Source organism: Nocardioides sp. NPDC127514 (assembly GCF_040302125.1).
GTDB lineage: Bacteria > Actinomycetota > Actinomycetes > Propionibacteriales > Nocardioidaceae > Nocardioides.
The window spans coordinates 93256-106664 of the sequence record NZ_JBEORF010000018.1 but is presented as its reverse complement, the minus strand read 5'-3'; the positions used below and the strand labels follow the sequence as shown (position 1 = coordinate 106664).

Sequence of the window (13409 nt, the reverse complement as noted above, 5' to 3'; positions counted from 1 at the left end):
CGGCTAGGGTCGGAGCCATGAGCTACGACGTCGTTCTCCTGGTCGAGCAGGCAATCACTCTCGACGACGCGACCCGGGTCCACTCCCTCCACGAGGGAGTCGAGGACCCGGTCTACCACGTGCTGCTGCCCTTGGAGGACGCTGCCGCCCGGATCGAGTCGGCGATGGGCACGCTCAGCGCGGCCGAATACCTCGGCTCGGCGATGATGATGAACGAGATCGACCTCGACGCAGTGCGCGAGGAGGCCAAGGAGGAGGCCGAGAAGGCGCTCGAGCAGACCCTGAAGGTCCTGAAGACCTCCGGCGCCTCCGCCCACGGCGAGCTCGTCCAGGACCCGGTCAAGGCGCTGCGCGCCAAGGTCGCCGCGGTCGACGGTCGCGAGGCGATCATCATGACCCGCCCGCACGTGGTCGCCGAGTTCTTCCACGTCGACTGGACCCACCAGGCCCGCCGCCATCTCCACGTCCCCGTGCTGCACCTGATCGAACACGAGAACTTCGACGAGCAGGCCGGCGAAGGCGAAGGAATCACCGGCATGTGAGCCGTTTCGTCTCGATGACAGCCGAATCAACAGAAGTGAGCGGCGACACACCGAAGGTTACCGCTCTGTTACCGGGTCCACCTGGCAGTTGTGGACGGCATTCCCATAGGATCTTGGGGTTCGCTGTTCCGGGGGGATCCAGCGACAAGGAAGTGCCTGCTCGTGCGATCGGGGGATCCGCGCTGAGCGGGCACTTCTGCTATCCGTCGCCGATCCGGTTGCCCTCCTCGTCCCAGTGGGACGCGACCTTCTTGCTCGGCTGCACCCTCGGCGGCTCGCCCGGCATCTTCGGGTAGTCCGGCGGGAAGTTGAGCTCGCCTCCGGGCAGCTTCTCCCAGAGCTCGAGCAACGGCGTGAGGTCGTACGCCTCGTCGTCGATCTCCGCCCAGCGGTCGCCGTCGGCGAGGAAGTCGGGGACGGTGAAGAGGTTGAGCTCGCGCGGGTCCTTCAGGTCGGCCAGCTCGTCCCAGGTGAGCGGCGTGGAGACCGGGGCGCCGGGCTTGGGACGCAGCGAGTAGGCGCTCGCGATGGTCCGATCTCGGTTGTTCTGGTTGAAGTCGACGAAGATGCGCTCCCCGCGCTCCTCCTTCCACCACGCGGTGGTCACTCCCCCGTCGCGACGCTCCAGCTCACGGCCGAACCCGATCGCGGCGTGACGCAGGTCCTCGAAGGTCCACTCCGGCCGGATGCGTACGTAGATGTGTACGCCGCGGTTGCCGCTGGTCTTGGCGAAACCGCGCAGGCCGAGCTCCTCGAGGGTCTCCCGGGCGACGCCGGCGACCCGCACGGCGTCGGCGAAGTCGGTGCCGGGCTGGGGGTCGAGGTCGATGCGCAGCTCGTCGGGGTGATCGACGTCAGCGCGGCGGACGGGCCAGGGGTGGAAGGTGAGCGCACCCATCTGGGCGCACCAGACCGGGACCGCGATCTCGGTGGGGCAGATCTCGCGCGCCTTCCGCCCGCTCGGGAAGGTGATCTCGACCTCCTCGAGATAGTCGGGGGCACCCTTGGGCGTGCGCTTCTGGTAGAAGCCGTCACCCTCCTTGTCGGTCGGGCCGGTCGCCAGCTTCATGCCCTCGCGCCAGCCGTCGGGCCAGCGCTCCAGAGCCGTCGGGCGATCCCGCAGCGCTCGCATCAGCGGGTCGCCGACGGTCGCGAAGAACTCCGCGACCATCAGCTTGGTGACCTCGGGGGTGCGGTCGGTCGCCTCGTAGATCACCCGGTCGGGGCTCGAGATCCGCACCTCGCGCTCGCCTGCCTGCACGTGTGCCGCCGGTGTCTTCGCCATGGCGCCAACCTAGCCCGCTCGAAGCCGCTCCCCCAGTGAAATCGCCCGGACGACATCGGCAACTCACTGGCCAGTACGTCGTGGGACCGGCATGATCCGCTCCAACGTACGGCGACCGCCACGATCTCGGAGGATCCCCACATGTCGACTCGAACCACGGCACTGACCGCCGCCACGGCGGCCCTGGCCGCCATCACCCTCGGCCTCGCCGGCGCTCCCGCGACCGCGAGCACCACCCCGGCCTGCGGGACCGTCGCCTCGCCCGACACCCGGGTGGAGCACACCCGGCTCACCGACCCGACGGTGAGCGACATCCTGGCCCGCTCCGGGTTCGACGACGTCGCCGGCGCGGTGAGGACGGTCGTCTGCGAGGCCGGCAGCAGCAGGGCCGCCACCGCTGCGGCACGGCTCGCCGGCCAGGCGCTGTGGCAGCGCGCGGTCGACCGCGTGCAGGGCCGCGGCGACGCCGGCGGCGACCTGCCTCGCAGCGACGACCGACCGCTCTACTGGGCCCGGCTCGCGGCCGAGCTGGAGATCGCGCGAGTCGCTCCTGCGTACCGGACCTGGTCCGAGGACGCCCGGGCAAAGGTGCTGGCGGCCTTCGACCGGAGCTCGCGGGGGATCGAGTCGACCGCCTTCGCCCGCGGCGAGGCCGGCCGGTCACGGCAGGTGCTGGCCTCCGGCTTCGACCCGTTCACCCTCGATCGCAACATCCGCCAGTCGAACCCGTCCGGGGCGACGGCGCTGGCGATGGACGGGCGCGTCGTCCAGACGGCGAAGGGTCCCGTCGAGATCCAGACCGTGGTGTTCCCGGTGCTGTGGGGGCCGTTCGCGCAGGGCAGCGTCGAGCGCGCCTTCCTGCCGCACCTGGTCCCCGGCAAGCGCGACGTGGACACCGCCATCACCATCAGCCAGGGCCGCGCGGGCCGTTTCGACCTGGAGGTCTGGAACGGCGCCCATCGCGGCACCTTCCCCGACAACGACCGCGTCAGCGTCAACGAGACGATCCCGATTCCCGAGGACGTCCCTCATGCCGACCCGCAGCCGCAGTGGACCCGGACCACGCTGCCGGTCGAGGCGATGAAGGCGGCCGTGCCCGGCACCTTCCCGGTGAACATCAACCGGATCATCACCGAGATCCCGGCCGGATCGACCGCGCCGGTCACCCGGGAGGACCCGACGCCGGGCTCCACGGCGGTCGCCGGTGGCGGTGGTGACTACCTGTCCAACGAGTCGGCCTACCGCACCACCGCCCTCCGCGACGCACTCCAGGCCGACACCAAGCAGGGTCACATCCACGTACCGGTCCTCAACCGGGGACGCGAGCGGCGAACCGCTGGCCGACATGCGGGCTGACATCGTGGCCCAGACCCTCGATCTCGTGGCGGCTGCGGCGACGAGCTGATCCGGAGACGGCCCGAAGAAATTGGCACGAAGGAACTAGCCGTCTCCCGCACCGTTTTCATGCCCCCGGGCGTACTGAGGGCATGAAAACAGCAAAGGTCAGGCCTATCTCGGGTGCGGCCCTTGTGATTGTCAGCATCTTCGCCCTCGGCGCATGCGGCGGGTCGGACGGATCGGGCGGGTCCTCCGCCGACTCCGGCTCGGTCGAGTCGCTGGCCGACTCATCGGCCGGGAAGGCGGCCGGCCCGGAGATGGCCGCGCAGGATGCGGACGCCGCGGCGCCGAAGCAGGCCGTCGCGCAACCATCGATCATCTCCACTGGCTCGGTCTCGCTCGACGCGAAGGACGTCGGCAAGACACGTACGCAGGTGCAGCAGATCTCCGACAGGTACGCCGGTCAGGTCACCGAGCAGGAGACCAGCGACAGCGACGACGACGGACCGAGCCATGCCCGGATGGTCCTCCGGATCCCGTCGAAGTCGTTCGACGACGCGATGGCCGACCTCGAGGACACCGCCACGCTGGTCGACTCCAACACCACGACCACCGACGTCACCACCGAGGTCGTCGACACCGAGGTGCGGGTGAAGAACGCCCGGACGAGCATCGAGCGGATCCGTACGCTCCTCTCCCGCGCCGAGAGGATCGGTGATGTCATCGCGATCGAGTCCGAGCTCGCCCGTCGCGAGGCCGACCTCAACTCGCTGCTCGCCCAGCAGGCGGCCCTCGAGAACCAGACGTCGCTGTCGACCATCACGGTCAACATCGACCGTGCCGGTCCCGGCGGCTCCTCCGACGACGACCCCGGCTTCCTGGCCGGGCTGAGCGCCGGGTGGGACGCGCTGGGCGACTCGGCCCGTGTCCTCGCGGTCGCGCTCGGCGCCATCATCCCGTGGACGCCGGTCCTCCTGCTCCTCATCGCGCCCGTCTGGCTCCTCTCCCGACGCCGCAGGCAGGTGGTCGCGACAGCGCCGGCCGCTGTGCCGGCCACCGGCCCGGCGGAGGAATAACCAGTCGAGATCGGGGTGCTCGGCGGCGTACGTTCAGACCATGAGCGCGCTCGAGCACCCCGGCCTCGTCTTCCGCAGCCTCGACCCCTTCGACGGGGACGAGGCCCTGTTGAAGGGGTGGTACGAAGGCACGCGGCGTGGCTTCCACCAGTCCCGAGGCAACGACGACGGCATCCAGGTCTGGCGCGACCACACCCGCTCCGACTCGGTGACGCTGCTGGGGGCGTGGACGGAGAACTCGGAGTTCTCCTCGGCCACGATCCCGGTCGCGACGTTCTCGTCCTGGACCTCGCCGGTCAATGTCGGCGGCGGCGTCAGCCTGCCGACACTGTTGATCAGCGACGTGACCGTCTCCCCGACCCATCGTCGGCAGGGCCTGCTGCGCAAGCTGATGACGGTGTCGCTGGCCGACGCGGTCGCGGCCGGCGTACCGCTGGCGGCGCTGACCGTCTCGGAGGGGTCGATCTACGGCCGCTTCGGGTTCGGCACGGCCACCCATCTGCGCGAGGTCGAGGTCGACGTCACCGCGAAGTTCCGCTACCGCCCCGAGGTGCCGGAAGACGACGGCTCGGTGACCCTGGTCGAGCCGGCCGACGCCTGGAAGACGGTCGCCGAGATCTACGGCACCTTCCAGGAGCGCACCCGCGGATCGGTCACCCGGCCGCAGTTCTACGAGCCGTGGCTCTCCAGCGCCTACGACTTCGGCGGCGACTCGAAGGGCGAGTCGAAGCAGCGCACCGTGCTGCACCTGGACGCCTCCGGAACGCCCGACGGCTACGCGATCTACAAGACCGCCGACGAGCGCAACGACTCCGGCCTGCGGATGGCGCGGGTCGTCGACCTGGTGGCCCTGACCCCGGCGGCCTACCTGCGGCTGTGGCGGTTCCTCGCCGACATCGACCTCGTCGAGCGGGTCGGCTGGCGCCGGGCGCCGCTGCAGGACCCGCTCTACTGGGCGCTCGCCGAGCCGTTCGCGGTCAAGAGCGCCGAGCTCGACGACATGCTGTGGCTGCGCGTGCTCGATGTGCCGGTGGCCCTGCAGGCACGACCCTGGTACGCCGCGGGCGAGGTCGTCCTCGGCATCGACGACCAGCTCGGACACGCTGCCGGTGCCTGGCGGGTCGCGGTCGCGGACGGCAAGGCCGAGGTCACCCGGACCGACGCCGCCCCGACGGTGGAGCTCGCCGCGGACACCCTCGGCGCCCTCTACCTCGGCGGCGTCGACGTACGCACCCTGGCGGCCGCCGGGCGTATCACGGGCTCACCCGAGGCGATCGAGACCTGGGCGGCGATGGCCGACGGCGGCCCGCTGCCCTACTGCATCACCGGCTTCTGATCAGGGGCGTCCGGGCTCGGCGCCGATCAGGCTGATCCGGTCGCCGCGAAAGTGGTAGTGGTGCATCGCGTCCAGCCTCGGTGCGTACGCGTGCAGGCTGATCGCCGGGTGCGAGCCGACGTTGCGTACGTCATGGACGTGGCCGGCGTCGTGCGCCCGGGCATCGCCGGGGCCGACATCGGCGATCTGCAGGCCACCGAGCCAGTTGTGCTCGACCAGGCTGCCGGCGAGCACGGTGAAGGCGGTGGTCGCGGTGCCGTGGTCGTGGAAGCCGGTGCTGGCGCCCGGGGACCAGGCGATCAGCCAGACCTCGACCTTGTCGTCGCGGTGGAGCAGGTGGAACTCGCGCCCGGTCTCGGGCGCCCGCACCCGCGCGACCAGGTCGTCGTCGGCGTAGGTGCGGATGGCGTCCAGCAGGGGCTGCATGGCTAGTGCGGTCAAGGTGGCCTCCTCCAGAAGCGTCGTGGGTTTAAGTATAGTAGATGACTCGACTTTGGCAATGGAGTTGTGCTCCCACCCCAGACGTACCATTTCAACCATGGGTTACAACGTGGAGAAGTCCGACGAGGAGTGGCGAGCAGAGCTCTCGCCGGAGGAGTACGCGGTGCTGCGCCAGGCGGGCACCGAGCGGGCGTTCACGGGTGAATACACCGACACCGAGACCAAGGGCGTCTACTCGTGCAAGGCCTGCAAGGCCAAGCTGTTCGAGTCGGACACCAAGTTCCACTCCGGCTGCGGCTGGCCGTCGTTCTACCAGCCGATCAGCGACACGATCGAGTACATCGAGGACAAGTCGCACGGGATGGACCGGGTGGAGGTCCGCTGCGCCAACTGCGGCTCCCACCTCGGCCACGTCTTCCCCGACGGCTACGGCACCCCGACCGGCGACCGGTTCTGCATCAACTCGATCTCGATCTCGCTGGAGCCTGCCGACGAGGCCTGATCCGGCTAGCGTTGCGCCGTGACTGTGCGGATCGCGATGTGGTCAGGACCGAGAAACCTCTCCACGGCGTTGATGCGCTCGTTCGAGAACCGGCCGGACTGCACGGTCCTCGACGAGCCGCTGTACGCCGCCTACCTCGCGGCCACAGGCCTCGACCACCCGGGCCGTGACGACGTCCTCGCCTCCCAGCCGAACGACTGGCGGGTCGTGGCCGAGGAGATCACGTCCGGGCCGGTCGGGTCGGCGGTGCAGTACCAGAAGCACATGACCCACCACCTGCTCCCGGAGATGGACCACGGCGCCTTCGCCGGGCTCTCGCACGCGTTCCTGGTCAGGGACCCGGAGCGTGTGCTGACCTCGTACGCCAAGGTCCGTGAGGAGCCGACGCTCGAGGACCTCGGGCTGCCGCAGCAGGTGGCGCTCTTCGAGGAGTTCGGCGGGCCGGTGGTCGACGCCGCGTCGATCCTGGCCTCGCCGCGGGCGGCTCTCGTCGGGCTGTGCGAGGCGCTGGGGATCGGCTTCGACGAGGCGATGCTGTCGTGGCCGGCCGGCCGCCGCGACTCCGACGGAGTGTGGGCCCCGCACTGGTATTCCGGGGTGTGGGCCTCGACCGGGTTCGCCGCCTCCTCCCCCGGCGCCGCCGACCCGCTGCCCGCGCGCCTGGAGCCGCTGCTGGAGCGCTGCCTGCCCTACTACGATCGCCTCGCCCCCTATGTCATGGCCCCCGATATCAAGAACGGCGACTGATGCTGCAGACCTATGACCCCCGCAACGACCACCTCCAGGTCTGGATCAACGGCGAGCTCAGCCACCGCCTGGAGGCGCGGATCTCGCCGTTCGACTCGCTCGCCCAGGGCGGCGACGGCGTCTGGGAGGGGCTGCGGCTCACCCGGGGACGCATCTTCAAGCTCGACGAGCACCTGCAGCGGCTGCGGCGCTCGGCGCGGGCTCTCGCCTTCTCGGACATCCCCTCCGACGCGTACATGACCGAGGCGATCCGGGAGTGCCTGGCGGCCAACGAGATGCATGACGACGTCCACATCCGGCTGACGCTCTCCCGCGGCGTCAAGGTCACCTCCGGCATGGACCCGCGGCTCAACCAGTCGGGTCCGACGCTGATCGTGCTGGCCGAGTTCAAGTCACCGGTCTACGACGACTCCGGGATCACGCTGATCACCGCGGCCCAGCGCCGCCCGCGCGCCGACATGCTCGACCCGAAGATCCATCACAACAACCTGATCCCCTCGATCCTGGCCAAGGTCGAGGCCACCAACGCGGGCGCCGACGACGCGCTGATGCTCGACGACGCCGGCTTCATCGCCGAGACCAACGCCACCCACTTCTTCCACGTACGCGACGGCGTGCTGCGCACGTCGACGACCCGTGCGTGCCCCGAGGGGATCACCCGCGCCACCGTCCTCGACCTCGCCGCCGAGCTGGGCCTGCCGGTGGACGTCGGCGACTTCTCGCTCACCGATGCCCACACCGCCGACGAGGCCTTCGTCACCGGCACGATGGGCGGCCTCACCCCGGTGGTCTCCCTCGACGGCCGGCCGATCGAGCGCGGGCCGATGACGCAGCAACTCTCGAAGGCGTACGCGGATCTGCAGGCGACGACCGGGACGGTCGTCGCCTGACGCCTCACCCGACCCGCTCGAAGAGGGCGCTCTCGAGAACGACCGTGCCCTTGCCGTACGTCTCGTCGAGGCGCTGCTGGAGGCTGCCGTCGTCGAGCAGCACGCGCAGGTGGACGGCACCACGGGAAAGACCGCTGCCGACGTAGTACGGCTGGTCCGCGAGCTCGTCCTGGATGTCGCCGAGCTCCTCCTGCGACACGGTCGCGCGCGAGACGCAGAGCATCCCGCCCCAGGTCTTGCGCAGCTCCTTCTCGGCCGCGGCGGGGTCACCGGTGACGCGTACGTTGAGGATGAGCTTGCGGGGGTCGTTCATCGGACGCTCCACCCGGGTCTGGTCGAGCCACAGGTCGCTGTAGCCCGGCAGCCGGTGGGCGGCGGACACGGTCGCCTCCTGGGTCTCGAACGTGGTCCGCTCGGGGTCGATCACCTTCCAGCCGCCCTCGGGCTCGGGGCACGGGCTGCTGAAGTCGACGACCTCCTCCTCCGGCGCGACCGACGCATCGTCGGCCGGCACCGCGTCGGTCACGGCGAACGTGGTGTCATCGAGGGTGCCGGTGACCTGGAAGTCGCCCCAGCGGGTGCCTCCGGCCTCCTCGTGCTCGGGATGGTCGGCCCAGTCCCAGCCGGTCACCTCGAGCCCCTCGCACTGTGGCGGCATCGACTCCGCGACAGCCCCGAGGCACAGCTGCGGCCCACCGCCGTCGTCGAGCACCGTCACGGTGCCCGTGGAGCGGACGGTGCCGCTCCCCGCGGCAGGGTCGAGCACCTGGTCGTCCCCACATGCGCTCGCCGCCGCGAGGAGCAGCACCCACCCATATCGCCACATGACCTGTAGACGGCCGAGGCGAGGCTTAAGTTGCACTCGACTGGCTGTCACGCCAGGCGACGAGGTCCTCCAGCGGCTTGAGGTCGTAGTCGGGACCGCCGACCCCGTAGGTGAACAGCCGGGCACCGGCGTCGTAGAGCGGCTTGGCGGCCTCGGCGCTGTCGGCCGCGGTCGAGATCTCGATCTCGTTCACGTCGCGGCCGATCGCCTCGCAGTGGCCGGCGAGCACGCCACGCTTGCGCTCCAGGGTCTCCACGTCGGAGAAGGAGTGCCAGATGTCGGCATGCTTCGCGACGTACTTCAGGGTCTTCTTCTCCCCGCCGCCACCGATCATGACCGGGATCTTCCGGACGGGTGCAGGGTTGAGCTCGGACCAGCGCTTCTCGATGCGCGGGAGTGCCTCGCCGAGCGCGTCGAGGCGCGACCCGGCGGTGCCGAAGTCGTAGCCGTACTCGGTGTAGTCCCGCTCGAACCAGCCCGAGCCGATCCCGAAGACCAGCCGGCCATCGGAGATGTGGTCGACGGTACGGGCCATGTCGGCGAGCAGCTCAGGGTTGCGGTAGGAGTTGCAGGTCACCAGGCAGCCGATCTCGGCGCGCGTGGTCTGCTCGGCCCAGGCCGCGAGCATGGTCCAGGCCTCGAAGTGCTTGCCGTCGGGCTCGCCGTAGAGCGGGTAGAAGTGGTCCCAGTTGAAGAGGATGTCGACGCCGATCTCCTCCGCGCGGCGGGCGGCCTCGCGGATCTGGGCGTAGTCGGCGTGCTGGGGCTGGATCTGGACTCCGATTCGGATCGTCATGTGTCCAACCCTACGGAGCGCCTGGCTTCCGTCCCCGCGCGAATCGGCCCTATCGTTCGGCAGGCGGCGAACCGCGCCGTACGAGAGCTGAAGAGGGTGCGAGATGCGACTCGGCTGGGATCTGCACGATGACGGCAAGAACGTACGCGAAGGGGCGATCGTCAAGCCCGGGGAGCGGTTGAGCTGGCCCCGGACGATCGGCTTCGGCGGCCAGCACGTGGTCGCGATGTTCGGCGCCACGTTCCTGGTGCCGTTGCTGACCGGCTTCCCGCCGACCACGACGCTGTTCTTCTCCGGCCTTGGCACCCTGCTGTTCCTGCTGATCACGCGCAACCGGCTGCCCTCTTATCTCGGCTCGTCTTTCGCGTTCATCGCGCCGATCGGCGCCGCGATGGGTGGCGGCGGGATGGGCGCCGCGCTCTTCGGGATCCTGGTCACCGGCGCGCTGCTGGCGCTGGTCGGCGTGATCGTGATGGTCACCGGCACCGGGTGGATCGAGGTGCTGATGCCGCCGGTGGTGACCGGGGCGATCGTCGCGCTGATCGGTCTCAACCTGGCCTCGGCCGCGACCAACAACGTGGTCGGTGGTGACCCGGCCAACCCCGACAACGGCGCCGTGCTGGTCGCCGCGATCACCCTGGCGACCGTGCTGGTCGTCGCCGTCGCCTTCCGCGGCCTGATCGCTCGGCTCTCGATCCTGGTCGGTGTCGTCGTCGGCTACCTCGCCGCGCTGGTCATGGGCCAGATCGACACCTCGGCGTTCCAGGAGGCCGCCTGGTTCGGGCTCCCCGACTTCTCCACGCCGACCGTGTCCTGGTCAGTGGTGCCCATGTTCCTGCCGGTCGTGCTCGTCCTCGTCGCCGAGAACGTCGGCCACGTACGCAGCGTCGCCCACCTCGCGGGCGACGACACCATCAACCGCGAGACCGGCCGAGCCCTGTTCGCCGACGGCCTCGCCACCACCATCGCCGGTGGCTTCGGCGGCTCGGCGACCACGACGTACGGCGAGAACATCGGCGTGATGACCGCGACCCGGGTCTTCTCGACCGCCGCCTACTGGGTCGCCGGCGTGGTGGCGATCCTGCTGTCGCTGTCGCCGAAGTTCGGGGCGCTCCTGAACACCATCCCTGCCGGCGTGCTCGGCGGGATCACCGTCGCGCTCTACGGCCTGATCGGCCTGATCGGCATCCGGATCTGGCTGGACAACCGGGTCGACTTCGCCGACCCGGTCAACCAGTTCACCGCCGCCGTCGCCCTCGTCATCGGGATCGGCAACCTCACCCTGACCTTCGGCGACCTCACCTTCACCGGCATCGCGTTGGGCACCATCGCCGCGGTCGTGATCTACCACGGGATGAGCGCGCTGGCGCGGCTGCGAGGCCGCCGCTGAGCCGGGCTGCCCAGGGCTCGCTCAGAGCTTGCTGCGATCGGTCGGCGTCGGGGAGAAGGCCGCGCTGAGCCGGAGCACCTTGGCGAACTCGGTGACCTTCTCCACGGACAGGAAGCCGTCGCCCTCACCCGAGCCGATGACGACACCGCCGTTGTCGAGCTTCTCGAGGTGCTTGTCCATGCCCCCGGGCAGGGCCTGCGCCCTGCCATCGGAGAGGTAGTTCAGATATCCGAGCTTCGGCCCCGGCTTTCCGACCGGCTGCACCTCGGCGAGAGCCTCGTTGAGCGACCGCGAGGTCACCGCGGCCCAATCCGGGTCCCAGGCAGAGGCGAGCTGACGAAGAACCGGGCCGGCGAACGGCGCGATATCGGTACCACGCCATTTCACCACGATGCTGTTGCGCACCTTGGCAGACTCGGTATATCCGCCGACTATCAAGGTGATAGCCACCACGACTCGACCACCGCGCCCCCGATAAGCCTGGCTGATCCCGAGATTCGGAGCATCCGTATTCTCACGAAATGCGTCGGATATCACCTTCAGAGCGTTATCCGGCTCTTCAAGCGGCTTTCCCGGCATCGCGGGTGAGGACCACGAGATCTTCTCGCCGAAGGCCTCGTCCAGGCCTGCGATGAATGCGCCCAACTCCTCGGCAACCTGCTCAGGGGTCTCCTGGCGTGGGCCCCAGAATCCTCGCGCGATCAGCTCTTCATCCACGCTCATGACCGTATCACCGCTCCCTCTTCGTATCGGCCGTCACCCTCGACCGCCGCCCGGCTCGCCATCGTGACGAAATGAGACTCATCCATTGCTCTTCGGCGCATTCCAGCCGTCCCAATCACTGGGCGGATTGACGAACTCCTGGTGCCTGACGGAAATAGGCAGGTCGAAGTCCTCGAAGAGGGTCCGCGCTGCTTCCATGGCCTCTTTGTTCGAGAAGACCCACTCAACCGGAGTGTCGCCCGCCGCATCAACCTGGCGCAAAGCTTGATCGAGCCATTCCTTTTCCTTGGCACCGTTGGGATATCCCCACGAGTCGATCATCTTCCCGTAACCGTGCTTGGTCTCGATCAGCTTGCCGTCGAGAATTCCGTCGAACTTGACCTCGTTGTCCATCGATCCACGAAGACAGAATTCCAGCCCGTCGTCCTTGCCGGTGACCTGGCGCTCGAACTCGGCGCCGAGCTTCTGCTGGAGGAACTTGTGGTTCCGATTGACGGGCTTCCATTCACCGGGTCCCAGCCTGCCGTCCAGCTCACGCCGAGCGTCCGCCTGCTTCCGAATGTCGTCAGCGACGTCGTCCGCGTTCTTCTTGAGCGAATCCCCGACCTCGGTGAGGACCTCGCCCACCTTGTCGAAGGCCTCCTTGGCGACGTCGCCGATCTGCTTGGCCATAGCTGTCTCCTAAGAGGCGAAGAGGGGAAGGGCGGACACATCGGCGGCGAAGGTCGCGCACAGGTCGTACTGGTCGGCGCCGCAGTCGCTGAGTGCCGTGGCGATCTGCTCCATCAGGTCGTAGCTGAGATGGGTCCCCGCCGTCGCCTCTCCGTCGGTCACGATCGGAGCCTCTGCGATCGACATGGCGAGCTCGGTGATCGTTCCGGTGAGCGGCTCGATCACCATGCTCGCGACCTGGCCGATCACCTCGTCCATCGCGATGTCGGTGGCGATGTCGAGTGCCTTCTTCCGAGCGGCGATGATCGCTGCGTTGCCGACCACGCTGAGGCCGGCAGTGACCACCGCGGTTGCAGCCGCCGCGGCGATCTGCGCGGCGGTGATCGTCAGCTCGGCGATCACCTTGACCTTCAGCCCGACGATCGCATCGGCGAGCAGATCGATCCCGTTCGCAACCTCCGGCAGCGCGTCGAGCAACGTGTCCATGTTGGCCGTACGGTTCTCTGTCCATGCCCTGATCAGCGCATTCACCGACTGCGCCTTGGCGCCGTCACCGAGCTCGTTGACCCGGATCTCCAGCTCATCGAGCGTGCTGCGCAGGTCCGACTCCAGCCCGCGCAGCAGCTGCGCGGCGTCGCGGACCGCATCTTCGTCGACGTTCGGCCATTCATAGCCGAGCAGGTCGAGAACGAAGTCCAACTCCCCAGGGATGGTCATCCCCACGTCTCTGCCCTCCCAAGGTCACGTGGATGTTCAGCAGACGTGACGGGATCGGCACACGAACCCGAGCACGGCCACCGCGACGGGAAAGAGTAGTGGAGACGTACCGGGCCGGACAGTGAATT

Annotated in this window: 15 protein-coding genes; 8 read left to right on the top strand and 7 right to left on the bottom strand. The window is 69.0% G+C overall.

Annotation, left to right across the window (positions count from 1 at the left end):
- Nucleotides 1-17: 17 nt before the first annotated feature.
- Nucleotides 18-542 (top strand): hypothetical protein, encoded by a 525-nt coding sequence (locus ABTX24_RS15945; protein WP_160027160.1) that lies wholly within the window; start codon nt 18-20, stop codon nt 540-542.
- A 199-nt stretch (nt 543-741) separates the two neighbouring features.
- Here the strand turns inward: ABTX24_RS15945 and ABTX24_RS15940 are convergent, their stop codons facing one another.
- A complete protein-coding gene (locus ABTX24_RS15940; protein ID WP_350840838.1) occupies nt 742-1827 on the bottom strand; it encodes a DNA polymerase domain-containing protein in 1086 nt (361 codons plus the stop codon).
- A 141-nt stretch (nt 1828-1968) separates the two neighbouring features.
- On the opposite strand from ABTX24_RS15940, the gene ABTX24_RS15935 reads away from it, so the two are divergent.
- The 3 genes from ABTX24_RS15935 (at nt 1969) to ABTX24_RS15925 (ending at nt 5577) form a co-directional block, all read left to right on the top strand.
- On the top strand, nt 1969-3183 hold the full coding sequence (locus ABTX24_RS15935; protein WP_350840836.1) for a PA0049 C-terminal domain-containing protein: 1215 nt from the start codon (nt 1969-1971) through the stop codon (nt 3181-3183).
- 173 nt (nt 3184-3356) lie between these two features.
- Nucleotides 3357-4241, top strand: a complete 885-nt coding sequence (locus tag ABTX24_RS15930; protein ID WP_350840834.1) for a DUF4349 domain-containing protein — start codon at nt 3357-3359, stop codon at nt 4239-4241.
- Between the two features lie 40 nt (nt 4242-4281).
- A complete protein-coding gene (locus ABTX24_RS15925; protein ID WP_160027152.1) occupies nt 4282-5577 on the top strand; it encodes a GNAT family N-acetyltransferase in 1296 nt (431 codons plus the stop codon).
- Here the strand turns inward: ABTX24_RS15925 and ABTX24_RS15920 are convergent, their stop codons facing one another.
- A complete protein-coding gene (locus tag ABTX24_RS15920; protein ID WP_350840832.1) occupies nt 5578-6018 on the bottom strand; it encodes a cysteine dioxygenase in 441 nt (146 codons plus the stop codon).
- Between the two features lie 97 nt (nt 6019-6115).
- On the opposite strand from ABTX24_RS15920, the gene msrB reads away from it, so the two are divergent.
- Genes msrB through ABTX24_RS15905 form a run of 3 tightly spaced genes read left to right on the top strand, consistent with a single transcriptional unit; the run spans nt 6116 to nt 8157 of the window.
- Nucleotides 6116-6520, top strand: coding sequence for a peptide-methionine (R)-S-oxide reductase MsrB (msrB, locus tag ABTX24_RS15915; protein ID WP_350715251.1), 405 nt, complete (start codon nt 6116-6118; stop codon nt 6518-6520).
- Between the two features lie 18 nt (nt 6521-6538).
- Nucleotides 6539-7267: a sulfotransferase-like domain-containing protein gene (locus ABTX24_RS15910; protein WP_350840830.1), complete on the top strand. Its 729-nt coding sequence runs from the start codon at nt 6539-6541 to the stop codon at nt 7265-7267.
- Nucleotides 7267-8157: an aminotransferase class IV gene (locus ABTX24_RS15905; protein ID WP_350715249.1), complete on the top strand. Its 891-nt coding sequence runs from the start codon at nt 7267-7269 to the stop codon at nt 8155-8157. Before ABTX24_RS15910 ends, ABTX24_RS15905 begins: the two co-directional genes overlap by 1 nt.
- A 4-nt stretch (nt 8158-8161) precedes the next feature.
- On the opposite strand, the gene ABTX24_RS15900 is transcribed toward ABTX24_RS15905, so the two are convergent.
- Together ABTX24_RS15900 and ABTX24_RS15895 are read right to left on the bottom strand one after the other, a co-directional pair.
- A complete protein-coding gene (locus tag ABTX24_RS15900; RefSeq protein WP_350840828.1) occupies nt 8162-8983 on the bottom strand; it encodes a hypothetical protein in 822 nt (273 codons plus the stop codon).
- A gap of 25 nt (nt 8984-9008) precedes the next feature.
- Entirely contained in the window at nt 9009-9779 is a 771-nt protein-coding gene (locus ABTX24_RS15895) for an LLM class F420-dependent oxidoreductase (protein ID WP_160027140.1), read from the bottom strand.
- A 103-nt stretch (nt 9780-9882) separates the two neighbouring features.
- Here ABTX24_RS15895 and ABTX24_RS15890 point away from each other — a divergent pair, with 103 nt between their 5' ends.
- On the top strand, nt 9883-11169 hold the full coding sequence (locus ABTX24_RS15890) for a uracil-xanthine permease family protein (RefSeq protein WP_160027138.1): 1287 nt from the start codon (nt 9883-9885) through the stop codon (nt 11167-11169).
- Nucleotides 11170-11190: 21 nt separating this feature from the next.
- On the opposite strand, the gene ABTX24_RS15885 is transcribed toward ABTX24_RS15890, so the two are convergent.
- The 3 genes from ABTX24_RS15885 to ABTX24_RS15875 all read right to left on the bottom strand — a co-directional run bounded on the left by ABTX24_RS15885 (nt 11191) and on the right by ABTX24_RS15875 (nt 13281).
- Nucleotides 11191-11886: an Imm52 family immunity protein gene (locus tag ABTX24_RS15885; protein ID WP_350840825.1), complete on the bottom strand. Its 696-nt coding sequence runs from the start codon at nt 11884-11886 to the stop codon at nt 11191-11193.
- A gap of 84 nt (nt 11887-11970) precedes the next feature.
- On the bottom strand, nt 11971-12564 hold the full coding sequence (locus ABTX24_RS15880; RefSeq protein ID WP_160027134.1) for a Tox-REase-5 domain-containing protein: 594 nt from the start codon (nt 12562-12564) through the stop codon (nt 11971-11973).
- 9 nt (nt 12565-12573) lie between these two features.
- A complete protein-coding gene (locus ABTX24_RS15875) occupies nt 12574-13281 on the bottom strand; it encodes a WXG100-like domain-containing protein (RefSeq protein WP_160027132.1) in 708 nt (235 codons plus the stop codon).
- Nucleotides 13282-13409: the final 128 nt, after the last annotated feature.